Annotated in this window: 20 protein-coding genes and 4 tRNA genes; 12 read left to right on the top strand and 12 right to left on the bottom strand. The window is 42.7% G+C overall.

Going from position 1 to position 25,897, the window contains the following annotated elements; translation table 11 throughout:
* Nucleotides 1-172 precede the first annotated feature (172 nt).
* The 8 genes from pyrC to CF596_RS08765 all read left to right on the top strand — a co-directional run bounded on the left by pyrC (nt 173) and on the right by CF596_RS08765 (nt 4,577).
* Entirely contained in the window at nt 173-1,207 is a 1,035-nt protein-coding gene (gene pyrC / locus CF596_RS08795; protein WP_004972678.1) for a dihydroorotase, read from the top strand.
* A complete protein-coding gene (gene rnt, locus CF596_RS08790) occupies nt 1,192-1,854 on the top strand; it encodes a ribonuclease T (protein WP_096902181.1) in 663 nt (220 codons plus the stop codon). The genes pyrC and rnt overlap by 16 nt, the downstream gene beginning before the upstream one ends.
* Nucleotides 1,855-2,069: 215 nt before the next feature.
* Nucleotides 2,070-2,228: a hypothetical protein gene (locus CF596_RS14740; protein WP_171324943.1), complete on the top strand. Its 159-nt coding sequence runs from the start codon at nt 2,070-2,072 to the stop codon at nt 2,226-2,228.
* Between the two features lie 149 nt (nt 2,229-2,377).
* Nucleotides 2,378-2,453 (top strand) — tRNA-Glu (locus CF596_RS08785).
* A 110-nt stretch (nt 2,454-2,563) separates the two neighbouring features.
* Nucleotides 2,564-3,982 (top strand): amino acid permease, encoded by a 1,419-nt coding sequence (locus CF596_RS08780; RefSeq protein ID WP_026438458.1) that lies wholly within the window; start codon nt 2,564-2,566, stop codon nt 3,980-3,982.
* Between the two features lie 287 nt (nt 3,983-4,269).
* Nucleotides 4,270-4,345, top strand: a tRNA-Glu gene (locus CF596_RS08775).
* Between the two features lie 25 nt (nt 4,346-4,370).
* Nucleotides 4,371-4,446 (top strand) — tRNA-Glu (locus tag CF596_RS08770).
* A gap of 55 nt (nt 4,447-4,501) precedes the next feature.
* Nucleotides 4,502-4,577, top strand: a tRNA-Glu gene (locus CF596_RS08765).
* Between the two features lie 156 nt (nt 4,578-4,733).
* Here the strand turns inward: CF596_RS08765 and CF596_RS08760 are convergent.
* The 6 genes from CF596_RS08760 to CF596_RS08735 form a co-directional block, all read right to left on the bottom strand.
* Nucleotides 4,734-5,978, bottom strand: a complete 1,245-nt coding sequence (locus tag CF596_RS08760) for an NADH:flavin oxidoreductase/NADH oxidase family protein (protein ID WP_004972669.1) — start codon at nt 5,976-5,978, stop codon at nt 4,734-4,736.
* A 141-nt stretch (nt 5,979-6,119) separates the two neighbouring features.
* Nucleotides 6,120-7,721: a dipeptide ABC transporter ATP-binding protein gene (locus tag CF596_RS08755; RefSeq protein WP_096902179.1), complete on the bottom strand. Its 1,602-nt coding sequence runs from the start codon at nt 7,719-7,721 to the stop codon at nt 6,120-6,122.
* The gene (locus CF596_RS08750) at nt 7,699-8,709 is read right to left on the bottom strand and encodes an ABC transporter permease (RefSeq protein WP_096902177.1); all 1,011 of its coding nucleotides are present in this window, start codon (nt 8,707-8,709) and stop codon (nt 7,699-7,701) included. Before CF596_RS08750 ends, CF596_RS08755 begins: the two co-directional genes overlap by 23 nt.
* Nucleotides 8,709-9,779: a microcin C ABC transporter permease YejB gene (yejB, locus tag CF596_RS08745; protein WP_096902176.1), complete on the bottom strand. Its 1,071-nt coding sequence runs from the start codon at nt 9,777-9,779 to the stop codon at nt 8,709-8,711. The genes CF596_RS08750 and yejB overlap by 1 nt, the downstream gene beginning before the upstream one ends.
* 64 nt (nt 9,780-9,843) lie before the next feature.
* A complete protein-coding gene (locus CF596_RS08740) occupies nt 9,844-11,691 on the bottom strand; it encodes an extracellular solute-binding protein (protein ID WP_004972660.1) in 1,848 nt (615 codons plus the stop codon).
* Nucleotides 11,692-11,757: 66 nt separating this feature from the next.
* On the bottom strand, nt 11,758-15,027 hold the full coding sequence (locus tag CF596_RS08735) for a LysM peptidoglycan-binding domain-containing protein (protein ID WP_096902174.1): 3,270 nt from the start codon (nt 15,025-15,027) through the stop codon (nt 11,758-11,760).
* A 212-nt stretch (nt 15,028-15,239) separates the two neighbouring features.
* Between CF596_RS08735 and dnaQ the strand changes: the two genes are divergently transcribed.
* The 3 genes from dnaQ (at nt 15,240) to nudC (ending at nt 19,287) form a co-directional block, all read left to right on the top strand.
* Nucleotides 15,240-16,742 carry a DNA polymerase III subunit epsilon gene (gene dnaQ / locus CF596_RS08730; RefSeq protein ID WP_096902173.1) on the top strand — a complete coding sequence of 501 codons (1,503 nt, stop codon included), beginning with the start codon at nt 15,240-15,242 and terminating at the stop codon, nt 16,740-16,742.
* Nucleotides 16,743-16,870: 128 nt separating this feature from the next.
* Nucleotides 16,871-18,514 carry a chemotaxis protein gene (locus CF596_RS08725; RefSeq protein ID WP_096902171.1) on the top strand — a complete coding sequence of 548 codons (1,644 nt, stop codon included), beginning with the start codon at nt 16,871-16,873 and terminating at the stop codon, nt 18,512-18,514.
* Entirely contained in the window at nt 18,514-19,287 is a 774-nt protein-coding gene (gene nudC, locus CF596_RS08720; protein WP_096902169.1) for an NAD(+) diphosphatase, read from the top strand. The genes CF596_RS08725 and nudC overlap by 1 nt, the downstream gene beginning before the upstream one ends.
* 94 nt (nt 19,288-19,381) lie before the next feature.
* On the opposite strand, the gene CF596_RS08715 is transcribed toward nudC, so the two are convergent.
* The 3 genes from CF596_RS08715 to CF596_RS08705 form a co-directional block, all read right to left on the bottom strand.
* The gene (locus CF596_RS08715) at nt 19,382-20,269 is read right to left on the bottom strand and encodes an alpha/beta hydrolase (RefSeq protein ID WP_096902167.1); all 888 of its coding nucleotides are present in this window, start codon (nt 20,267-20,269) and stop codon (nt 19,382-19,384) included.
* Nucleotides 20,259-20,936, bottom strand: a complete 678-nt coding sequence (locus CF596_RS08710) for a BON domain-containing protein (protein WP_096902166.1) — start codon at nt 20,934-20,936, stop codon at nt 20,259-20,261. Before CF596_RS08710 ends, CF596_RS08715 begins: the two co-directional genes overlap by 11 nt.
* Nucleotides 20,937-21,046: 110 nt before the next feature.
* The gene (locus tag CF596_RS08705; RefSeq protein ID WP_096902164.1) at nt 21,047-21,475 is read right to left on the bottom strand and encodes a YraN family protein; all 429 of its coding nucleotides are present in this window, start codon (nt 21,473-21,475) and stop codon (nt 21,047-21,049) included.
* Nucleotides 21,476-21,677: 202 nt separating this feature from the next.
* Between CF596_RS08705 and rsmI the strand changes: the two genes are divergently transcribed.
* On the top strand, nt 21,678-22,520 hold the full coding sequence (gene rsmI, locus CF596_RS08700) for a 16S rRNA (cytidine(1402)-2'-O)-methyltransferase (protein WP_096902162.1): 843 nt from the start codon (nt 21,678-21,680) through the stop codon (nt 22,518-22,520).
* Between the two features lie 191 nt (nt 22,521-22,711).
* Here the strand turns inward: rsmI and CF596_RS08695 are convergent, their stop codons facing one another.
* From CF596_RS08695 to ubiH, 3 genes are all read right to left on the bottom strand, one after another.
* Complete coding sequence (locus CF596_RS08695; protein ID WP_096902159.1) at nt 22,712-22,960, bottom strand: hypothetical protein; 249 nt, start codon at nt 22,958-22,960, stop codon at nt 22,712-22,714.
* A gap of 176 nt (nt 22,961-23,136) precedes the next feature.
* Complete coding sequence (locus tag CF596_RS08690) at nt 23,137-24,387, bottom strand: FAD-dependent monooxygenase (protein ID WP_096902157.1); 1,251 nt, start codon at nt 24,385-24,387, stop codon at nt 23,137-23,139.
* Complete coding sequence (ubiH, locus tag CF596_RS08685; protein WP_096902155.1) at nt 24,384-25,592, bottom strand: 2-octaprenyl-6-methoxyphenyl hydroxylase; 1,209 nt, start codon at nt 25,590-25,592, stop codon at nt 24,384-24,386. The genes CF596_RS08690 and ubiH overlap by 4 nt, the downstream gene beginning before the upstream one ends.
* Between the last annotated feature and the right edge of the window lie 305 nt (nt 25,593-25,897).

The raw sequence follows: 25,897 nt of genomic DNA, 5'->3' as shown, positions 1-25,897 counted from the left end.
CGATTGTTGCACAGCAAAACTGTAACAACCTGAATATAATTTTTTTAGTGGTTTAAAAATAACACAATGTCGAAACAATTAATTCAGGCATTTCTATTTTTTATGGCTTTCGACGTTACCATTTTAACATTTATAGATTATCATCTGTTTTATTTTTCAGACTGGCAGCGCCTTGAATACGATTACTCTTATCCAGCCAGATGACTGGCATGCTCATTTACGTGATGGTTTAGCACTACAACGTACTGTTCCCGATCTTGCCAAGCAATTTTCACGCGCAATTTGTATGCCTAACCTTGTTCCACCAGTAAAAACGGTAGAAGAAGCGGAAGCGTATCGTGAACGCATCATGGCACACGTCCCTGAAGGTGTAAATTTTGATCCGCGTATGGTGTTGTATTTTACCGATCAAACCTCTCCCGAAGAAGTCAAGAAAATTAAAGCCTCTGCGCATGTGAATGCCATTAAACTTTACCCTGCTGGCGCGACCACCAATTCAGACAATGGGGTGAGCGACATTCGTAAAGTATATGCGGTGATTGAGCAACTTGAAGAACAACAAGTGCCATTATTACTGCACGGCGAAGTCACGCACAATCATGTCGATATTTTTGACCGTGAAAAACGTTTCTTAGATGAAGTGCTTTCACCATTATTACAACAATTTCCAAACTTAAAATTGGTGCTTGAACACATTACGACCTCTGAAGCAGCGCAATTTGTTTTAGAACAAGGCCGTAATGTCGCAGCAACCATTACCCCACAACATTTATTATTTAACCGTAATGATATGTTAGTAGGTGGCGTAAAACCGCATTTCTATTGTTTGCCTATTTTAAAGCGTCAAACCCATCAACAAACCTTATTAGAAGTCGCAACTAGCGGAAATCCTAAATTTTTCTTAGGGACAGATAGCGCACCGCACTCAAAAAATGCCAAAGAAAATGCATGTGGCTGTGCAGGCTGCTATAGTGCGCCTACGGCAATTGAGCTTTATGCACAAGCTTTTGATCAAGTTGGACGTATTGACCGCTTAGAAGGCTTTGCAAGCTTCTTTGGTGCAGATTTTTATGGTTTGCCGCGTAATACCAACACCATTACTTTGGTGAAAGAAGAGCAAATCATTCCAACCAGTTTAGACTACTTGGATGGTGAACAAATTATTCCGTTATATGCGGGTAAAACCATTCAATGGAGAAAAGTGTGACAGATACAACTTTGCCCGTGATGGGGCAACGTTTTCGTGGTTTTTTGCCTGTGGTGGTCGATGTGGAAACCGCAGGCTTTAATGCCCAAACCGATGCTTTGTTGGAAATTGCTGCCATTCCAATTATTTATGATGCGGATGGCAAATTTGTACCAGGTGAAGCGTATCATGCGCATATCAACCCGTTTGAAGGGGCAAATTTAGACCGTCGTTCGTTGGACTTTATTGGGATTGATCCTTTCAACCCTATGCGTATGGCTATGGCTGAAGATGAAAAAACCGCATTAAAACGGATTTTCAAATCAGTCAATGAAGTGCGTCGCCAACAGAATTGTACCCATGCCATTTTGGTCGGTCACAATGCGCATTTCGATTTAGGCTTTGTACAAGCAGCCATTGCCCGCACAGGCACGAAAAACCAAAACCCATTCCACAGCTTTTCAGTGTTTGATACAGTGACTTTAAGTGCGGTGATGTTTGGTCAAACGGTGCTGGCAAAATCATGCATTCAGGCAGGTATTGAGTTTGATGGCAAAGAAGCTCATTCAGCTTTATACGATACGCAAAAAACTGCAGAGCTGTTTTGTTTTATTCTAAATAAACTTGCGCCGCACATGGTAGAGAACTTACTCAACACAGATCAATAATACGATTTGTACTCGAACATTGAGATGTTTACAGGATGACAGACTGCGTTTGTCGTCCTGTTTTCTTTTTAGTGTTGTGGTTTTGATTCGTGCTTTTCAACCACAAGACTGAGCATCAAAATGATTTTTACTGCGAATCAGCTTTTATGCATGCAGTCTTTTGAGCTGGCTTTGGTTATAATGGCAATATTCCAATTTGTGTTATTGATTCTGCCATGTTGAAAAAAATTGTCTTGGTTTTGGTCATTCTCGCGCCTTCTGCGTTGTATCTTTATATTGTGAATCGTGAGCCTGCTCAACCTAAACCAAGCACTCAACCCACAGCCACACAAACAACAACCACTGAAAAGCAATATCAAACCCCTGATCATTAAAATGATGCACCGTATTCAAATTTACATGCACTGATTTATTTTTAAAGATGTATTATTTTTTAAGCAAATAACAAATAGTGCGGCAGTTTTTTTAGATTCAGGTTTGACACTGTCGCTAAAAATTCATAATATACGCATCACCTCGCAACGTCCCTATCGTCTAGAGGCCTAGGACATCGCCCTTTCACGGCGGTAACCGGGGTTCGAATCCCCGTAGGGACGCCATTTATCGTGCTATACGATCATTTCTAATCCAAATTTATTATTTCAAGATTGCAGATTTGTAGTTTTTCTCTACAATACTTCGCTTCATTTCATTTTTTCTCCTATCACTTATGCCGTCATCGAATCATCAAAATGATGCTGTGCATCAAGGCAATACTATGCCTTTAAAACGTGCGATGAGCACTCGACATTTGGTTATGATTTCACTGGGCGGTGCTATTGGCACAGGTCTATTTTTAGGCTCAGGTGAAGTCATTGCACAAACAGGCCCCGTTGGCGCCATCATCGCTTATATTTTTGGTGGTTTAATTGCCTATATGGTGATGCTGTGTTTGGGCGAGCTTGCCGTACACATGCCTGTTTCAGGTTCATTTGGGGCATACGCCAAACAATATATTGGACCTGGCACGGGCTATACCATCACTTGGTTATATTGGCTCACGTGGTCGGTCACTTTAGGCACAGAATTTACCGCCGCTGCGTTGCTAATGCAGGAATGGTTCCCGCATATTTCCATGTGGATTTGGACACTGATTTTTGGTGGCGTTGTATTTGGTTTGAATATGATTTCCACGCGCTTGTTTGCAGAATCTGAGTTTTGGCTATCTTTGGTCAAAGTCGTGACTGTCATTGCCTTTATCGTTTTGGGTTTAATGGCAATTTTAGGTGCTGTGTCTTATCAAGGTTATACCTCTGCACCTTTATTTAGCAATTTAACCGCACAAGGTTGGTTTCCTGAAGGGCTATTCCCTATTTTTGCCACCATGTTAATTGTTAATTTCGCCTTTTCAGGTACAGAGTTGATTGGTGTTGCCGCAGGTGAAACCAAAGACCCTGCCAAAAACGTGCCTAAAGCAATCAATACCGCAATTTTCCGTCTGTTGATTTTCTTTGTAGGTACCATTGTGGTGATTAGTGCCTTGCTACCACATCAGGCTGCAGGTTTGGCTGCAGAAGGTGTAAGCAGCAGTCCTTTTGTAACGGTGTTTAATCAGATTGGTATTCCTTATGCGGAAGATATTATTCGTTTTGTGATTATCACAGCGTTACTCTCTGCAGCGAACTCAGGTTTATTTGCAGCTTCACGAATGATGTGGTCGCTCTCACACCAAAAGCAATTACCACAGATTTTTTCTAAGGTGAATGCGCGTGGTATTCCTTATATTGCAGTCATGGTCACCATGCTCGGTGCAATGCCAGGTTTATTGTCTGAACAATTTGCGCCTGAAACCATCTTTAAAAACCTCTTGGGTGTGGCTGCATTTACCATGGTCGTGGTCTGGATGAGCATTTGTTTAAGCCAGTTTAACTTCCGTCGCCAATGGTATAAACAAGGTAAAACCGTGCAGGACTTAGGTTTTGCTGCACCGCTATTTCCAATAGTGCCTATTTTAGGTTTTGTGTTCTGTTTTATTACTTGCTTAAGTATGGTGTTTGACCCTGAAATGCTGGCAGGTTTTATTGGCTGTATGATTTTTATTGTGTTGTGCTATCTCAGTTATTACATGATTTATCACAAAAAATCATAATGCTTTTTTAGCGATGATGTAAAACAATAGGGGCGATCTTCGGATTGCCTTGTTTTTTGAGTTGTGTTGATTAGCAATGAATACTGCAAAATACAAAGAAAATCATGCTGCTCTAATAAATGTGTCCATTTAAAAATAACTTGAAAAGCATGTTTTTACCGCTTCAAACGTATCACGACAGCAGAATAGTTTTAATTTTATTCAGTTGAACATTTTTTTCAGAATTATTGCAGAAAAGCGTTTGACACCCCCCCTTATACGCCCTATTATACGCCCACCTCTGAAACGTCCCTATCGTCTAGAGGCCTAGGACATCGCCCTTTCACGGCGGTAACCGGGGTTCGAATCCCCGTAGGGACGCCAATTTCAGAAGTAGATATTTTTTTAAGTCCCTATCGTCTAGAGGCCTAGGACATCGCCCTTTCACGGCGGTAACCGGGGTTCGAATCCCCGTAGGGACGCCATATTCTCAACAACTGCATTGGTTGTTACATGGTTTAAAAATATAAACTTCTATTTGTCCCTATCGTCTAGAGGCCTAGGACATCGCCCTTTCACGGCGGTAACCGGGGTTCGAATCCCCGTAGGGACGCCATATTCGAGATGTTTACATCTCAACAAAAAGCCCAATCAATATGACTTGGGCTTTTTGCTATCTAACGCATTAGTTTTATATTTCAATCTGTGCGGACTGATTCAAAAACCATAGTTTAAGCTTTGAATCCGTCCACTGAGGTTTGAAAAATACGAATCAAGCTGATTTACGTGAGTTGACCTGTCCTTTAATCACCGCAGTTAAATTGCCTTTTAAATATTTGAAAAAGACTTTTAAAGGCGAGAGTTTCGGGTTTGGACGCTTGCCTTGTGCAATTGCTTTGAACTGCGCGGCATACCAAATAATTTCCATAATTGCCATTTTATCAATCATCGGGATACCAGTTTTAATTTTATCGACCCCGTAACGTACATCTTGACCCGCCAACAAACGGTTGGCTAAATCGGTTTCTACCGCAAATGGTCGGGCGATCCCAATAAAGTCACATGCACCACTGTCCAAAGCAGCATTCATGGCAACTACCGTTCTAAAACCACCTGTCACCATTAAGTGGCATTTCACCTGACTGCGAATCAATTCCGCAAAAGATAAAAAATAGGCTTCACGGGCAATGGTACTTGGTTTACGTTTATCAGCTTTAGAGCCTGCCATCGCGGGTGCTTCATAAGTACCACCTGAAATTTCAATCATATCTATACCTGCTTCATCCATGGCTTTAAACACGCTAATCACTTCTTCTTCAGTGATGCCGCCACGTTGAAAATCTGCAGAGTTTAGTTTGACTGATACAATAAAATTGTCTGAGGTCGCTGCACGTACCGCTTGATAAATTTGCATCAAAAAGCGCATACGGTTTTCAATATTGCCGCCCCATTGGTCTTGGCGTTTATTGGTCAGTGGCGATAAAAACTGGCTGATCAAATAGCCATGCGCACCATGCAGTTGAATCCCTTCAAAGCCCGCTTGCTCACAAATCTGTGCAGCTTTGGCAAAACGCTGAATAATATCGAGGATTTCATCTTCATGTAGTTCACGTGGTGTACCAAAACTCAAAGCTAAACTTGGACTAAAAGGCACAGCCGAAGGTGCAACCGTTTCTTTATTCAAACCTTTCGGACATTGCCGCCCAGGATGTGACAACTGTACCAATTGCACCATGCCATAACGTTTACCAACTTCTGCCCACTGTTTGAGCTTTTCTATATCTCGGTCTGATTCAATTCCCACAACACCCGGTTCATTTTTGGCACGTAAATCGACCATTACGTTGCCAGTGATGGCACAGCCCAAACCACCTTTTGCCCATGCTTCATATAGACCTAAATGCAGGCTATTCGGCTGCCCTGCCGTGTTGGCAAGCGCCTCACTCATCGCGCCTTTAATGATGCGATTTTTAAACATGGTATTACGAATCTGAATTGTTTCGGCAAGATGGCTCATACACTGTTCCGTATTGTGTTTTATTGGTCTTTTTTACTCTAAAGATTTTTCGGAACAGGTCAATGCCATTTTGACAAATCTTATTGTCAAAATGGTGAACAAGTCAGCCAGCCGAAATAGCTGTTTAAAAATATTGAAGGTTTAATACTCACTGGCAGCAATCAATTGACGGGTATATTCTGTTTGCGGATGGCTAAATAACTGTACAGTATCTTGAAATTCCATGACTTTCGCTTGATGCAGCACCAACACTTTTTGACACAGTGCTTTCACCACTTGCAAATCGTGGCTAATAAACAAATAGCTCATCTGTTCTTGCTGCTGCAAACGGCGTAACAGCTGCACGACAGCACGTTGCGTGGTACGGTCTAAGGCAGAAGTCGGCTCATCCATAATTAACAGTTTAGGACGCAGCACCAACGCGCGTGCTAATGCAATCCGTTGACGTTGCCCACCCGACAATTCATGCGGATAGCGTTGTTTAAAACTCACAGGCAATTCCACTTTGCTTAGAGCTTCATCAATGCGCTGGATGATTTCAGGCTTGGACAATTGTTGCAATGCCAAACCCTCACCAATGGTTTGCTCCACATTTAAACGTGGATTTAAGCTGCTAAACGGGTCTTGAAATACAATTTGAAACTGCTGACGTAAGGGACGCAATTGGCGTTCATTCAGTTGATTCAGATCTTGCCCAAGTAGTTCAATTTTTCCCTCACTTTCAATCAGTCTTGCAATGGAAAGTGCCAATGAACTTTTACCCGAACCGCTTTCACCAACAATACCAATCGATTGACCTTGCGGAAGTTCGAAGCTTAACGGTTCAACCGCAACCACATAATCTTTAACCCGATTCAGCAAGCCTTGTTTAATCGGGAATTTCACAGCAACCTGATCTAACGCCAAAACAGTCGGCAACTCATCAATTTGCAAAGCTTCGCCAAAATCATGGTTTAACAAATTTTGAGTATAGGCTTGCTGCGGTCTATTAAAAATATCTGCCACACTGCCCTGTTCTTCGACCCGTCCATGATTCATGACAATGACCTGATCTGCATATTGTTTGACCAAGTTCAAATCGTGGCTGATCAAAATCATGGCCATATTATGACGCACTTGCAGGCTTTTTAATAAATCCAAAATCTGCGCCTGCAAAGTGACATCTAAAGCAGTGGTTGGTTCATCGGCAATTAAAATATCGGGATCAAGTGCCAACGCCATTGCGATCATCACTCGCTGACGTTGCCCCCCAGATAATTCATGTGGGTAACGCTTTAGTTTTTCTTCAGGCTGAGGAATGCCAACATCCTCAAGTAATTGCAATACCCGAGCACGCGTTTTTTCCTTGCTCCAACCTTGGAGCAACAAACTTTCACCAATAATTTTTTCCACGCGATGCAACGGATTTAAAGCCGTCATCGGTTCCTGAAAAATCATGGCAATTTTTTGACCACGAACTTGCCGCAATTGTTGCGGTTTAAGGCGAAGTAAATCCTGTTCTGCAAAGATTGCCTGACCTTGCACCTGTAAATGTTCGGGCAATAAACCTAGCAACGCCAAACTGCTAATAGATTTTCCAGAACCACTTTCACCGACTAACGCAATAGTTTCGCCTGCATGCAGCTCAAAGTTTAAATCGTGCAGCAAAACCTGTTCCTGCTGCCGAATATGCAGATGACTGACTGTTAGCAATACTGCAGGCTGTGACGCATTTGAAGGTTTAACGTCTTGGATCGAATGCATCACGGGTCGCTTCTCCAATATAAATCAACAAGGACAGCACAATCGCTAAGGTAAAAAAGCCTGACAACGCTAACCACGGTGCATTTAAATTATTTTTGCCTTGTAACAGCAACTCACCTAAAGATGCTGCATCGGGCGGTAAGCCATAACCTAAAAAATCCAGTGCAGTTAAAGCTGTAATATTGGCGGTTAGCATAAATGGCAACTGCGACAAACTCGAACTCATGGCATTGGGTAAAATATGCCGAAACATAATGGTACGATCGGTTACGCCTAAACTTCGCGCTGCAAGGACATAATCAAAATTTCGGGCGCGTAAAAACTCTGCCCGAACTAAGCCGACCAGTGTCGTCCAGCCAAACAGCAGCATAATTACAAATAACCAATACACACTTGGGGTAAACATGCTGACCAAAATCATCACCATGAACAGCATCGGTAAACCACCCCACACTTCTAAAACACGCTGACCAATTAAATCAACCCAACCACCGTAGTAGCCCTGTATTGCCCCGACCAAAATACCTAGAGCTGCCGATGCAAAAGTCAATGCAAAGCCAAATAACAGCGATACACGCAAGCCATATAAAATTCGCGCCAACACATCACGTCCTTGGTCATCTGTACCTAGCCAGTTTTGTGCAGTTGGTGGTGAAGGTACAGGCACGGTCAAATCTAAATTCGGAGTCTGGTAAGAAAACTCAATGAGCGGCCAAACTGCCCATCCTCGGTCTGCAATCAGTTGTTGCACCACAGGGTCTTTATAATCGGCTTCGGTTTCAAATACGCCCCCAAAAGTCGTTTCAGGATAAGCCTTTAACACTGGCAGATATAAAGATTGCTCATATTTGACCAATAACGGTTTGTCATTGGCAATCAATTCTGCAGCCAAGGACAATACAAAAATAATGATAAAGACAATGAAACAACCAAAACCCAATTTATTCTGTTTAAAACGCTGCACACGTGCCTGCATGATCGGTGACATTATTTTGCCCCTCGCGACTCAAAACTAATACGTGGGTCAATCACCTGATATAACACATCACTGATTAAGCGCAGAATTAAGCCCAATAAGGTAAAAATAAACAAAGTACCAAAAATTACAGGATAATCACGCTGCACAATCGCCTCAAAACCAAGCAGGCCTAATCCATCCAAATTAAAAATAATTTCGATGAACAAGTTCCCGACAAAGAAAATACCCACCAACGCTTCGGGCAAACCTGCAATTACAATTAGCATGGCATTACGAAACACATGCCCATATAACACACGCGATTCGGTTAGACCTTTAGAACGTGCCGCCAACACATACTGCTTGTTTAATTCTTCCATAAACGAGTATTTGGTGAGATAAGTCAGCCCTGCAAAACCACCAATCACCATCGCCAATAAAGGCAAAGTTATGTGCCAAAAATAATCGGTAATTTTTCCCCACAGACTTAATTGTGCAAAGTTCTCAGACACCAAACCCTGTAAGGGGAACCACTGAAAATATGAACCACCCGCAAAAAATACAATCAGCAAAATAGCAAAGGCAAACGCAGGAATGGCATAACCGACTGCCAACAAAATAGAAGTGGCTTTATCAAACAACAAGCCATGCTGACGGGCTTTTTTAATGCCTAAAGGAATAGAAATTAAATAAATCAGCAAGGTGCTCCATAAACCTAAAGATAGCGATACAGGTAATTTTTCCCATAACAATTGGGTCACAGGTTTATCTTTAAAAAAGCTGGTGCCAAAATCGAACTGCACATAGCTGGTGAGCATTTGCCAAAAGCGTTCATGTGCAGGTTTATCGAATCCATATTGCGCTTCGATTTTTGCGACCATTTCATCACTTAAACCTTTAGCACCTTGATAATTGCTGCTATTGGAGGTTGCAGCAGTTTCACCGCCTGTCGCCCCCATGCCCTGAAAGGCTTCGGCTTGCTGAATCGCCTGTTCGACTGGACCGCCCGGTGCAATTTGAATCACCACAAAGTTAATCAATAAAATGAAAAACAAGGTTGGAATAATCAGGAGCAATCTTTTGAGTATGTATGTGCCCATGTACTTACCTTTTGGCAATGTTCTGGTTTATCGCAAACACTGTCATGCTTGAGTTTTAAAATCGTTATTGTTGACGTAAATAATGTGCAACTTTCTTGGCTTGGGCAGCATCACTCCACCAATAATCAATTCCTGCCGATAGTTTAGGTTTGATGGCGGGCTGACGATACATATTCCAATAGGCATACCAGTTTTCACCTTTGCCATAGGTTGGAATTTGATAATACCCCGCACGCAATAAACGATCCAAAACTTTGGTACGCACAATCAATTGTTCACGATTAGGCGCACGAATCAACTGTTGTACCACTTCATCAATTACTGGGTTTTTAATGCCTGCGTAATTATAGTTTCCTGGTTGATCTGCGGCAGCACTACTCCAAAGCTGTGCTTGCTCATTGCCTGGACTTAAAGATTGCGGCATGACACTGGTGGTCATATCAAAATCGGCACGGCGCATGCGTTCAATATATTGCGGCACATCGACATGCCGAATATTTACCGTAACGCCCAGACGTTTCATATTGCGCACAAAAGGCACTAATGTGCGTTGCAAACCATCCTGATGAATTAAAAATTCAATTTGAATGGCTTTGCCTTTGGCATCGACCAATTTACCTTGCTGAAAACGATAACCCGCTTTCAAAAGCAATTCACGGGCTTTAAGCAAGCCGTTACGGTTAAAGCCACTGGCATCAGTCACAGGATACTGCCAATTTTGCAATACGCCTTGGCGTTGAATAGGATGCAGCTTGGCCAAATAGGGTTTTAAAACAGACAATTCTGCGGCTGAAGGTGTGCCTTTGGCTTCTAATTCACTGTTAGAAAAATAACTTTGCAAACGGCGATATTGCCCATAAAACAAGGCTTTGTTTTGCCATTCAAAATCATAAGCGTAGGTTAAAGCCTGCCTAAAACGAATATCCTGAAACGCATGTCTGCGGGTATTAAAAACAAAACTTTGGGTCGGAATTGGGTTTTGGTGCTGAAATTTATGCTTGACCACCATGCCCGCATTCACAGCAGGAAAACGATATTCAGTGACCCATTTTCGTGCGGTATATTCTTCATGCAACGTGTATTGCCCCGACTTAAACCCTTCGAAGGCAATATCCAGATTGCGATAATAAACATACTTCAGGCGGTCAAAATTATAGCGCCCTTTATTTACGGGTAAATCTTTGCCCCAATAATTTGGATTACGCTTATAAGTAATGCTGCGCCCTGCATCAATCCGCTCAATAAGATACGGCCCTGAACCTAAAATCGGTTCTAGTGTGATGCGGGTAAAGTCACGCTTTTGCCAGTCTTTTTTAGAATAGATTGGCATTTGCGACAAAATCAGCGGCATTTCTGCATTGTTAGTGGATTTAAAACTGACTTTAACCTGATGCTTAGACAAGACCGTGGTTTTATCTAAATCGGATAAATACATTTGCAAACCTGGATTAGACTTGGTCTGAAAAGCATCAAAACTGAATTTCACATCATCTGCTGTAACTGGGCTGCCATCACTAAATTTAGCTTTAGGATTTAAATGAAAAATGACAAATGCAGTTTGCTTGGGGTCATAGCTGACTTTTTCTGCCAATAAGGGATACATCACCCCCGGCTCATCTAAAGAACTGCTCATGAGTGAATCGAATATAAAACTCACCCCATCGGTTGAGCTGCCCTTGCCATTCATGTCATTTAAATTATCAAAAGTGCCATTACTGGCACGAATTAAATCGCCACCTTTGGGCGCTTGCGGGTTGGCATAAGGCATAGCCGAGCGCCCCACATACTGAGGCTGGCTATGTACGGCAATATAGGGCGTGGTTTGTAACGCAGCCCATCCAAACTGCGGCAAGACCACACAACCTAAAATACAGCCCAGATATTGATGTGTCTTTTTTATGGCAAATGACATGCACACAGCTCCTTGTGCAGTATTCCTGAGGATGCCGTCAAAACATGACATCCTCAGGATTAAACTTTACAGTTTCGGGACTTTAATCACATCGCCAATACGCAATTGAGTATTTGGCTGCATATCATTTAAATCTGCCAATGCTTTGGTGTCGATGCCATAACGACTGGATAAGCCAATCAGCGTATCCCCACGTTTCACTTTATATTCAGTTACGGTTTTGGGAACTTGAATATTTTGTCCAATGCGTAAACCTGAACGTGGCGTTAAGTTATTTAAACTCGCCAATTCTGCAACCGACACACCCACACGGCTGGCAATCGAATTTAAAGACTCACCACTTTTAACGGTATAAGTTTCGGTGGCTTTACTACTGCTGCTTTTCGCAGCACTTACGACCTCTGTTTTTACTTCATTTTTTGCAGCGCTGGCATCGACTTTTAAGCGTTGTCCAATGCGGACATTGGCAGTACGTGAAAGGTCATTCAGCTCTGCCAAATAATTCAATTGCAATTTATATTGGCGCGCAATACTGCTTAAAGTTTCCCCTGCTTTGACCACGTGAATATCATTGGTGGTTTCAGCCACCGCTTCAACTTGGGCTTTTTTCTCAGGAACATCACCCGTGAGTTTAAGAATTTGTCCTGCTCTTAAACCACTGTTACGGCTTAGATTGTTTAAGTCTGCAATATAGTCTTGGCTGAGATTATATTTTGTCGAAATCGCCGATAAGGTATCGCCACGTTGTACCGTATAACGCTCAGGCACATTGACACCTGCAGGCACTTTGAGGGTTTGACCAATGCGCACACCGCTTTGCGTGCTTATATTATTTAAACTGGCGAGTTCTGCCAAAGAAATTTTGGCTTGGTTGGCAATGCTCGATAAAGTATCACCACGCTGTACTTGGTAGTTTTCAGTCGGATAGTTTGGCTCTGCTGCTTTTGTTTCTGACTTACTGGCTTCAGCTTTGCTCGCTTCCGTTTTTTGTGCAGTCACTTCATTTACAGGCACATTAATGCGTTGCCCAACCAATAAGCTACTGTTCGCGTTTAAACCTGGAGTTAAATCAGCCAATTCCTGATTTGACAAGGCATAACGGTCTGCAATCAGTTTTAAGTATTCGCCACGCTTCACTACGTAAGTTTTGGTTGCGATTTTTGCAGCCTGTTCTGCGGCTTTTTTGTCGGCTTCTGCTTTGGCTTTAGATGCAGCCGTTTCTTTTAAACTTAGACGCTGCCCTACAAATAAGCCACTGGTGGTGCTTAAGTTATTAAAATCTGCCAATTGTTTTACAGTTAAACCAAACTGACTGGCGACACCTGTTAAGGTATCATTGGCTTGCACCACGTATTGCTCAGGCATGGTTTTTGGCTTAGCAGGCTCTGCCTGTACTTGTGGCTTGGCGTCGTATAAATAAATACTGGTGCCCACATACAAAGTTGCATCTGGAGCAATTTGGTTCCACTTGGCAATATCACGCCAGTTCAAGCCATTTTTCATGGCAATACTGGCCAAGGTGTCCCCCGCTAACACGGTGTACGTGGTACGTTTGCCTTTTGGTGGTACGACCACCACTTCAGACTCCGTACGCACATAATTCTTACCTTGGTTACGCTTTGCTTCTTCTGAATCTAGGCGCGTATTTTCTGCCACACTTTTCGGGTAAGCAAAACCTTTGGTTAATTCTTTACCTTGCTGCTCTGCAACAGACAGACTGGTCTGAATAGCGGTCAGCTTAATTTTTCCATCGTATGGATCAACAATTTCAGTGCCTTGAGGCGCAATTTGTTTTAACTCAGCCACAAGTTGTTCTTGTTCTGCTTTAGAAGCCACAGGCTGCAACACTTCTTCTACAGTTTTATTGCTACCTTCTGCCTGCACTGCTGCAAGAATTTGCTCACGCTCAGTATTGGAAATTGGTGGTTCAATCCGCACAGGCTGAATATTGGCAGCAGGTGTAACAGCAACAGGAATACGCGGCGCACTTGGAATATCGCTACCCGCAGCAAATGCTGCCAAAGCGTCCGAACCTTGTGGCGTACGTGACAAACGTGTAGGCGTAGTCGTTGCTGGTTTTGAAACACTGGCTGTAGTCGATGCTGTGCTTGGTGTAGTGGTAGTTGTGACTGCCGTAGAGGCAGCAGGCTTGCCTGTAGTCGTTCTGGTTGTTGTACTGGTCGTTAACGCAGGTGGCTCAGATTTAGATGGTGTAATGGTCACACCAGAAGATGAAAACGATGGTGTGTTGCTGCTATTGCTTGCCCATAAACCGCCACCACCTTGTAGTTTTTTCAATCGTGCATCGACTGTTGGGCTTAAATCTGCAGGAATCAAAATACGCATTGGACTTTGGGTGTCAATCCGATCCCCACGATGTCCAGGGTTGAGCGAATACAGTTCGGCACGGCTGAGACCGGTAATATTGGCCACATCATTTAAATTCACCGCGCCCACATTAATTTCACGGAAGTGTGGACGGTTGGCAATTGGGGGTAAAGACACGCCATAAGCATGCGGGCTTTTAATAATTTGTGCTACCGCCAAGAAACGCGGCACATAGTTCATGGTTTCTTGCGGCAGTTTTAAAGACCAATAATCGGTTGGTAAACCTGCAGCTTTATTGCGGTTAATGGCTTGTTGAATACGACCCGGGCCTGCGTTATAAGCCGCCAATGCCAATTCCCAAGAACCAAACTGATTATACAAACTGCCCAAAAACTCATAGGCAGCACGAGTCGACTCCACGACATCTCGGCGACCATCGTACATCGAAGTTTGTTTTAAGCCGTAAATACGCCCTGTACTTGGAATGAACTGCCATAAACCTGCGGCAGCTGCGCTACTGGTTGCTGCAGGGTCATAGGAACTTTCAATCACAGGTAACAACGCCAATTCAGTTGGCATACCACGACGTTCAGCTTCTTTAACCGTGTGATACAAATAACGTGACGCACGCGCACTTAAACGATCCAAATACGGTTGACGTGAAATAAACCAGCCTCGCTGCGCTTCAATACGTGGGTTCCAATGGTTTAAATCCATTTTGAAACCAACGGTCATACGCTTCCAGACATCACCGTGTTTTAAAATTAATAAACGGTCACCTTCTACCGCGCGCATATCGGTTGCAGAGAGTAAATCTTCCAGACCATCTAAAGTACTGGCATCTAAATAACCCGAACCGACCTGACTTGAAGTGAGTGGCTTGCTCGCACCCTGCGTCGAGCTACAGCCCGTCATCAAGCCAAGGGCAGCCAATGCTGAACCTAAAACTGTAATTTTTAAAAATGAAGGTAAAGTCGGCTGCCACATGCGCGTGGTTGGTTTATACATAAAAAAATCCAAACAACTCGTATATAAATTATTTTTTAGACTTGCCATTGTAGTAGAGCTAGACAACGACACAAGGCATTAATTTAGCGCGTTTCGTCTATAAATGTTACAAGAAATTAAAAAATAGACAGGATTTACACGTCTAAACCGAATTTGCGATATACAATAGCTTTTCATTTTGATTTATTTTGCACAACCTGCGGATCTGATTTATGTCTCAAACAATCACTTTATATGTTGATGGTGCTTGTCGTGGTAATCCTGGCTTGGGTGGCTGGGGTGCGTATATTGTTACTGAACAAGAAGAACATAAATTATATGGTGGCGAAGCTCAAACCACCAATAACCGTATGGAATTGACTGCAGCGATTGAAGGCATTTTATTTTGCCCAATGGATGCCAAGCTGATTATTTGGACTGACTCCAATTACGTCAAACAAGGCATTACCGAGTGGATTCACGGCTGGAAAAAGAAAAACTGGAAAGATGTCAAAAACCCTGACCTTTGGCAAAAATTAGATGCCACCTGTCAAGGGCGTGAAATTGAATGGCACTGGATTAAAGGTCATGCAGGACATGTAGGCAATGAAATGGCAGATCAGCTTGCCAATTTAGGTGCAGATCAAATTCAGAAAACCTTAACTACAAATACGGCTCAACACATTCGCCCTGCGCTCGAGCTTACCCCAAATGATAAAAAAAAAGCGGAATCTGATTGGTTGCTCGACGATCCTTTCGGTTTTGACTTGATCGAAGAAGATGTAGAAATTGAAACAAGTACGCTGCATCGTCCTGTAGAAATCGACGTACACAACAATCATCAGGTCAAGGTCGATCTTGAAATAATGCAGACGCCAACCACACGCCTAGCCACAGAAACAGAAACAGAAACAGAAACAGAAACAGAAACAGAAACAACAATTGAAACTGCAATCAATGCCGTTGAAGCCGATACAGCAGCAGTAAATGATCTTTCCAATCATCCACACATTGTGATTACCCCTGCCACGCTAAGCTTGCATGGTCCACGCCAATTGATTCTAGATACTGAAACCACAGGTTTTTACTATCAAGATGGTGACCGAATTATTGAAGTCGGTGCGCTGGAAATGATTAACCGTAAACTCACGGGCAGTTCCATCCACATTTATATTCAGCCTGAAAAACTGGTCGGTGAATCAGAAAACATTCACGGTATTTCAGATGAGTTCTTAAAAGACAAACCCAAGTTTGCCGAAATTGCCGATGTGCTGTATCAATATCTTAAAGGTGCAGAAATTATTGCGCATAACGCCACCTTCGATATGAACTTCTTAGATATGGAGTTCAGTCGTGCGGGGTTGGGCAATTTGTCCGAAGTATGCGAAGTGACCGACTCACTGCTCATGGCAAAAAGTAAGCATCCTGGGCAAAAAAACTCACTCGATGCGCTCGTCAGACGCTATGAAATTCCTGCGCGTGACCGTACGTTCCACGGCGCATTACTAGATGCTGAAATTCTAGCCGATGTTTACTTGGCAATGACTGGCGGACAAGTCGCCTTTGATATGGATGCTCTGTCTGCAAGCGAAGAACAGCAACGTCAAAGTGATCGTTTAAGTATTGATATTGATCTTGCTGTGATTCTGCCATCAGAAGAAGAATTGGCTGCACATGAGAATTGGGTCAAACAATTTGAAGAAAAACACGGTAAACCTTGCTTTTTTGCCAAATAAAATCTACGAGTTTTGTAATTTTATGTATTTAAAGATTTGCCAGTTCAGTTATAGTTAAAGCAAATAGGACTTTGTGTATTTTGCAAAGAACCAACAAACAGATAAAACACTAGGAAAGGTGCAGATCCATGTCTTACCAAACCTCTATACATTTTGATCCAACTGCCTTACTGATAATAAAAAATGAGGTTGATAATTCTATCAAACTGGTTGAATCCGCAGTAAGCACCTTAGCAGAAGATCAAACTTTGCCTTTTGGGATTGATGATGCACTGAATCAGTTTGAACAGTGTGCTCAGGTTTTAGCCTTAATTGATATGGAAAGCTTGGCAAAAATTGCGCAATACTCAGCAGAGCTGATGCGTAAAATTATGGGGAATCCAAGCAATATCAACACGCTGGAAGTCATTGCACTTAGCGAAGGCACCACCATGCTCAAGCGTTATATTGAGTTTATTTGCCTACGTGAAGTTAAAATTCCACAATTCCTACTCGACACTTTAAACCGTTTAGAATTGGCATTGGGTAAACCATTGACTCAAGAAGGTCAGCATATTGAAACTTTATTGGACTGCATCACTCCAAGTTTCCAATTGCCGCAAGTGCCTTCTTTAGAAAAGTCGGCTTATGTGCATCGCTTATATAAACTGTCATTACATAAGCTGCTCAAGCAAGAAGAATCTGCCATGGATCTTCAAGCGATTAAACTGGTAGGAACGTATTTGGCAGGTTTGGCAGAACAACATCCGAGTCAGCAATATTGGGGCTTAGTACACGTTGCCTTTAACCATATTGATAACTTGTTGTTGAATGAGCCACGTTTGCGTACTTTTATTAGTATTGAGCACAATATGCGTCAATACTTTGCTACGCCAGAAAGCTTTACCGCCAGCTTGTCTGATCTTGCGAATGTGTTGAGCCTGTGTATTAGTCAAGAAGATGAAATTTCTCAACATATTCGCAGTCAAATGAATATTGGTGAAGACTTACTCACCGACATGCAGCTCCAAGTATTCAGCCGTCATTTATATGGTCCAGATTTTGACACCATGCATACCATTAGCGATTTGGTCACCACAGAAATGACACAAATTCGCAATGATATTGAATACAACTATCAAAACATGAGTCCTGAAAAAACGCTGGAATTACAAGGCAAATTAACAGAGTTAGCAAACTTGTTTAAAGTCTTGAACTTAAATGAAGCGCATTTGGACTTACAACGCCAAGCTGAATCATTAAGCCGTCCTGAATTACTCAAAGATGAAAACTTTGCCCAGCAATTAATGAACGTGATTTTATCGGCCATGAACTCAATCGGTGTGCTTGAACGTCACCACACCTCTAGCCGTTTGCAGTTACGTGTGAATAACATGAACATTTCGCTAGATCGTTTAGATGAAGCACACGAAGCCTTGCTGACTGAAACCAAGTTACTGATTGACTTAATCACGCAAACACTGACACAGCACCTACAAACTCAAAGTGTTGCAGATTTAGAGCATACTTCAGCGCAAATTCGTGAAGTTGCAGGGGCAATGTTGTTCTTGAATGCTGAAAGTGGTCAAAAAGCACTGAAAGTATCTGCAGATTTTGTGCATGCACAAGTCGAAGCAGGACAAAACTTAACTGCTGAACAAGTCAACAATATCTTAGATACGCTTGCCAGTGCAGACATGCTGATTGACAATTTAAAGAACAAACAACCTGTTCTACAAAGCATGTTTAAGGTAGCATTGGACAGTAGTGAAAAATTGAAAACTGTAGCCTAATGACTGAACTCTCACTTGCATATATTTTTCAGCAACAACAACTTTTGGTCGATGAAAACTTCCAATTACCACGTGTGGAAAAGTTGGCAAGTGATTTAAGTTTTAGCTCGGGTGATCAAGTGATTGCCCGAGATCTACTTGAAGATGAATCTATCCCTGAAGGCTTTCAACTGGTTCCAATCCGACAACTTTTACAAGTCTGGAACACCCAACAGTTTGAACAAGCTAGCCGTGCCATTCAGTTACTCGAATGGCGTCGCAACCACAAATTCTGCAGCCATTGCGGTCATAAAACCGAAGTCCATGCGACTCAATATGCCATGGTCTGCCCAGCTTGTGGCTATCACCAATATCCGCGCGTAAATCCATGTGTCATTACCGTGATTACTCGTGGTGAAGATGAAGTCTTATTGGCGCGTAATGCACGCAATAAACTGCCCATTTACGGTTTAATCGCAGGCTTTGTTGAAGTGGGTGAAACACTCGAAGAAGCAGTACGTCGTGAAACTTTTGAAGAAGTTGGCGTACAACTTAAAAATATTCAGTATCTTGCCAGCCAGCCGTGGCCTTTTCCAAGTAACTTAATGATCGCCTTTAAAGCTGAATATGCAGGCGGTGAAATTCAGTTACAGGAAGAAGAAATTCGTGATGCACAGTTCTTTAAGTTTGATCAACTGCCTGATATTCCATTTAAAGGCAGTATCGCCCATGCCATGATTATGCATGTGACCCAAGGCACGCCTGTGGCAGATGACACCAAAGCTTGGCTATAAGTCTAATTCGCAATCTTGCATTTAAAAAACCGTTGCACCCCATAAGCTGCAACGGTTTTTTTAATTACCATTTTCCACAGAAGATCAATCAACATCACGCATCTTTAAGTGCCTGATCTAAAGCACGCATAATTTGGCGTTTGGTCGCAAAGAAACGACTAAACAAACTCGACACCGATGCCATAACACTGACATGCCCTGTTTTTGGAATGACAATAATTTCACTATGATTGCCATATTTCTTTAATACGTGGTCGAAGTCTGTGGCATTACTTGCCCCCACAATTTGATCTTTTTCTGCCACCAATAAATAGTGTTTGACTGAATTCGGCTCCACAAAATAATACGGCATCACATCCTGATACGGCACCTCTTGATCAAAGGCATCGGCACATAGCGGATCATCCTTATAATCAAAATGATAAGGCCCTGCCAAACCAATAATCGCACGAATGTGATCTTTACAGCTTAAAGCATAGGGCTGGGGATGGTACAACAAGGACATCACATTAAATGCCCCAGCCGAATGTCCCATCAATACCACCTGTGCCGTAGAAATACCCAGTTTGTGTTGCTGCTGAGTCAAGTAATTCAGTGCAAGAGTTAAATCATCAATATAGGTGGGAAAAATATGCTGTGGCGCGAGTTGATAGTTCATCACCGCAACATCAAAGCCTTCTTTTGCAAAAGCTTCGCCCACAAAACGATAATCCTGCTTATCGCCACGTGACCATGCCCCACCATGCACAAACACCATGAGTGGACGCTGCGGGCGTGGTGTTATGGTGCGGTACAAATCCAAACGATGCCGTGCGCGTAAACCATAAGCAATATTGCTTTGAACGGTATAACCCTGACGTGGCGTTAAACGGTTCAGCGCATAGCTGCCCAAATCATACAGGCGAAATTCTTCATAAATACGTTTCGCCTGTTCTAAAGTTTTATTCAGTTGTTTAAACCAGTGTTCCACATTATTGAACATGTGTCGGTTCAACCTGATCTGGGTCAATCGCGACTGGCGTTTGTGTTTCTGGAGCAACCATTGGGCTGACAAAGTTCGCATTGTTGCTCGGTTGTAGCTCAATATTATCAATCAGGGTAATAATTTTAGTGACATTGCCCACTTGTTGTAGCACTTGGTTTAAATCCTGCAATTCTGCATTGTTTAAACGTCCCATCACATACAACACACCATCTTCGGTATGAATACGCACTTTGCTGTCTGACACCACAGGTGCTTTCATAATCAAACCACGGGTATTTGCAGTAACCGTGGTGTCCTGCATAATGGTGCTATAGCTGATTTGATTACCCACTGTAATATAATTGTGGATGGTTTTTACATCACTCATGGCACGCAGATTGTCTTCTGCCAACTGTTTTAAATGCGCGTCAGGCACTTGCCCTGTCAACAACACATTGCCATGAAAACTTTCTATATTGACACGTGATTGTTTAAAACGTGAATCCAGTTTATATAAATTAATTTTTGCAGTACGTTCAATAGAGTTATCTATAAACACTTGCCCAAGTGAGCGTGCACCACTTTCTGTACCCACTGGCGCAGTGCCTGTGCCACTTGAAATAAAACTTGCACAACCCGATAAACTTGCTACACACAGCAAGGTCACTGCAATACGCTTGAACACTCAGCAAGACTCCTATTATTTTCTTTCAATTCTGGCTTGTGCTGTGCATTTCATCCTTAGATTTGCACGATCAACAATACACCGACTGATGCTTTTGCTTTAAATTTCACTCAAAGATTAATCAAGTCTGCATCAAAAGTAAAAGCATTTTCAATCCATTGCAAATCATACGGGAATTTGGAAAAGTCTTGCTGTACTGTTTTTGCAAATTGCTGAGAAAAATCAAAGCAAATCACATCAAAACGACAATAATATTCTGAATAGTGTGGATATTCTGTTAAAAACTGCATGGCGGTTTTCATAATTTTACGCTGCTTAGATGCAGACACCACTTCGTAGGCTTTGCCATAGCCAGTTTGCGAACGCGCTTTAACTTCTACAAAAATCAGTTGTTCTGCTTGAATAAAAATACCATCTATTTCACCAAAAACACTGTGATAATTCTGCTCCAGCATACGCCAACCGTGTTGATGTAAATATTGCCAAGCCGTCTGCTCTGCCCATGTGCCAATGCTTTGCTGCAGTATTTTTTTATTCATGCTATATCCAATTTTTTATTTTGTTGTGCTGATCAGGCATATTATTCTCTGAGGTGAGATGACGCGAGTTTCACACGTCAGACTGCAATTCAGGTAGAATAAGCGCTTGGTCTGTAACTTGCATCAGACGCAAGCCAATACTGCCGTTGTTTCGTGTTTGATTTTTTTATTTTAGTTTGTTATTTCCCACGGAGAAAACTCAATGAGTGCCCAGTTATTTGTTGTTGCTACCCCAATTGGTCACTTAGATGATATGAGCTACCGTGCAATTGATGTGCTCAAATCAGTCAGCCTAATTGCTGCTGAAGATACCCGCACCTCTGCACAATTAATGAAACATTTTAATATTTCAACTCCGCTTACAGCCTGCCATGAACACAACGAAAGTAACAAGATTGATATTTTAGTCCAAAAATTACTCAATGGCGAAGATATTGCGCTCATTAGCGATGCAGGTACACCACTGATTAGCGACCCAGGTTTTAAACTGGTTCGTGCAGCACAAGCCAATGGTATTCGTGTGATTCCTGTGCCGGGTGCATGTGCAGCCATTGCAGCGCTCAGTGCGGTTGGCTTACCAAGTGATCGCTTTAGTTTTCAGGGATTTCTCGCTTCTAAACAGTCACAGCGATTACAACAACTTGAAAAGCTAAAAGATGAAACCCAAACCCTGATTTTTTATGAAGCACCACATCGAATTTTAGATTCAGTCAAAGATATGGCTGCCGTGTTTGGTGCAGATCGCCCTGTTGGCTTTGCCCGTGAAATCACCAAAACCTTTGAAACCATTAAAAAAATGACTTTAGGTGAATTGGCTGAATTTATCGCAGCAGATCATCATCAACAAAAAGGTGAAATTGTATTGGTGGTGGGGGGAGCGAGCGAAGAAAAAAACATGGAACAAGAAAAATTAGATCAATTATTGCAGCGTTTGTTGCAAGATTTATCGGTAAAAGCAGCATCACAATTGGCGGCTGATCTAACAGGGATTAAAAAGAAAATTGCCTATCAACGTGCGTTGGAATTAAGCCAAGCAGCTGAATAAGCCGATTGAGCAATAACAGTGATGACGATCATCGCGCATGAAAAAAGCATCACCCTTTATACAAGATGATGCTTTTTTATGTTGAAGGTATAAGCATTAGAGCAGTCTGCCTAGCAAGTGCTCCGCCCCAACTCACTCAACAGTTCAACGAATAAATTCAATCAACAAGTTCGGCAAGCAAATGCAACAGATTAGTCTCGTGCAGATTCATCTGGCGGTACTTCGGTAATTTTTCCGCCACGTGCCAAAAATGCAGCCACTTCATCTTCCAATGCCTGACGCTGTTTCAGTTTGGCAGTTACAGTGAGAGTTTCTGCTTCTGCAAGATCGCCATCTACAGCACCTTCTTCTGAATCTGCTGCACCTTTTTCAGCCGCTTTCGCTTCATCTTCGTCTACAGTTGAATCTTCTACATCATCGTAATCGTTCATGTCCGTCATCTTAATCTCCCCACAAATGACTTCAATTTAGTCCAAGTGAAAACTGGTTATGAATTACGATGAAATTTAGCAATCTCTTGGCCTTTCGCATAGAGTCTAGATTAAAAAAAACGTATCTTTTTTAACCAAATTCGTAATCAGGTATGTATGACCGTACAAAAAACGACTGTTTTGCTTTAAACCGCGTAGCGTGTGTCTTTAAGCAGGCTTAATCCATTGGCTTGTGCCATAAAGGCATCTTTTAACGCAGGCTGTTGTTCCACCTGTTTTAAACCAAAGTTACGTGCCCACACCACAGGAAATAAAGTGGTGGTTTCCATCCAGCCAATCGCAGACATGCTATGCATCATGGCATCATTTTGTCCTTTACGACGATGCTCGTAACGCTTTAGGGTTTGCTCATGCGCCCAAACGCCACGTTTGAAATCATGCAACAATACATCACACAGCACGGCTGCATCGAGACAACCAATATTCACACCTTGCCCTGCAAGCGGATGAATTACATGCGCGGCATCACCAATAAGTGCCAAACCATCTTGCACATAACGCTGCGCTGCACGTGCTTTCAGTGGGAAAATAGCACGTGGGGTTGCCTCTAAGACTTCCCCGAGCATGTGATGACTTTCACGAGTCAAAAGTTGGGTAAAGTCGTCATCATTCAGTTTGGCATATTCTTCGGCATAATCATCAGGCAAAGTCCAAACAATCGACTGCCAATGCCCTTCCTGCTCGGCGTGTAAACTTGCCATCGGTAAATAGGCCAAAGGGCCAGTTTCTAAGAAAATTTGACGTGCAACATACTGATGCGGCTGCGCAGTACGAATTGCACAGGTTAGACCTGCCTGACGATAATCCAACACATCAAAATCAATAAAGGCTTGTTCGCGCACAAAGGAGTTAGCACCATCTGCGCCAATGACTAGCTTAGTCTGTAATTGTGTACCATCGGCCAAATAAATGTGCCAAACGCCAACACCACGCTCTAAACGGGTCACTTTGACTTGCGTTCGATAATCTTGCACTTGTTGCAACATTTGCTGCTGAATCGCTAGATTTAAAATGCTTGGCTCGACCATTGAACCCAGAGCCTGCTCAATAGCGGGTGTACGTTCGTTACTTGCCCCAAAGTTAATTTCGCCATAGCCATTTTTATTCCAAACCTGCATGCCGCTATACGGCATATGTCGCGCCAGTTTAGACCAGACATTGACTGTTTTTAACAGGTGGATGGTGGCCTGACTTAAAGCCAATACACGCGGATTGGCAACTGCAAGGGTTTTCTCTGCATCTAAAATAGGTGCGGCATCTAAAACTGTAGCCTGCACACCCCCTTCTGCCAATAAAAGTGCAGTTAAGCCTCCCACCAAGCCGCCACCAATAATGACGACATCTAACACTTGCGTTTGTTGATTTGCTGTGATCATGCTTTTAACCCCATGGCATAATTGGCGACCAAAGGTTTAATGCCTGGAATGGTATCAAACGCGACTAAGCCTGTATTACGCATAAATTTCAGGATTGGGTTTTGATTGCTAAATCCACGTACCACGCTGTCACAGAATTTAATGACTCGCTGTTGATCTTTCAAACGCGATTGTTCATAGTCACGCAGCATTGCAGCATCGCCTAAATCTGCTGACTGTGCCGCCTGTTCGGTGAGATAACGCAATAATACGTAAGCATCTCGCATACACAAGTTAAAGCCCTGCCCTGCGACTGGGTGAATGGTATGCGCTGCATTACCCATCAGTACAAGGCGACCAACCGCCTGTTTTTCTGCCAGAACTTGTGACAATGGAAAACTAAAACGACGTCCTGTTTTTTCAAACTTCCCTGCACGGTCACCATAGGCTTGTTGCAAGGCATTTAAAAAGTGTTGATCATTTTCATCACCAATCCATTCATGTTCTGTCCCTTTTGGCACAGGCCACACCACAGAACGGCGATATTCACCTGGCAGGGGCAGCAACGCCAAAGGCCCTAAGTGACTAAAACGCTCAAAACCCACATGCGCATGCGGCTTGGAGGTTTGCACTGTGGTCACAATCGCTACTTGGTCATAATCATGTTCCGATGCACCAATGCCCAAGGCTTTACGGCAGAAAGAATCACGACCATCGGCAGCAATCAGTAGTTTGGCAGCAAGCTGTAATTGTTCCTGACCACGTACCGCTTCAATATAGGCAAAATCTGCATCTTGTTTAAGACTGGTGACCTGCACACCATCAATCAATTCAATCAAAGGTTGTTTACGCACTTCGGTCAGTAACACCCGACCTAACCATGCATTTTCAATCACCTGACCAAAGCTTTCGACTTTTTCTTGTTCGGCCAATAAACGTGCCTTGCCAAAACTACCTTGTTCGGTAATTTGAACTTCTAAAATAGGCGTAGCATGTTCTTGCAAGGCATCCCATAAACCTAGCTCTTGGTAAATTTGTACGCTGCGACGCGACAAGGCACTGTTACGTGCATCAAAACTGGAATGATACGGCGCAAGGTTAGCATCGTCATAATTGGGGTATTGAATCGCTTCTAGCAACTTTACTGCAATGTTTGACTTAGCCAACATCAAGGCTAAGCTTAGCCCGACCATACCACCGCCTACAATGATCACTTCTTGTTGCATGCCTTGATCCTTTTTATGAGGTATTCGACTTCAAAAGATTCAATCGAAATACGTATAATCTGTAATGGATTTTATCTTACCGCAAAGTCATTTATTTTTATAATGAATTAGTGTTGAAGCTATGGAAGATGATTAGACTTCTTGCAAATGTCCAATTCAAACTATAATTATTAGTCCCTCATCTTCTTGCTCCGAGCCATGTATGACACAAGAGAAGATAAATTCAATACTTAACCCGAATTACGGATAAGAAAAGCCCTTGAAAAAAAGGTAGTTAGAGCCATTTAGAAAGTTACGACACAACC

The sequence above is a fragment of the Acinetobacter sp. YT-02 genome, assembly GCF_002412355.1.
Lineage (GTDB): Bacteria > Pseudomonadota > Gammaproteobacteria > Pseudomonadales > Moraxellaceae > Acinetobacter > Acinetobacter towneri.
This window is presented reverse-complemented; position numbering and strand designations above follow the sequence as displayed.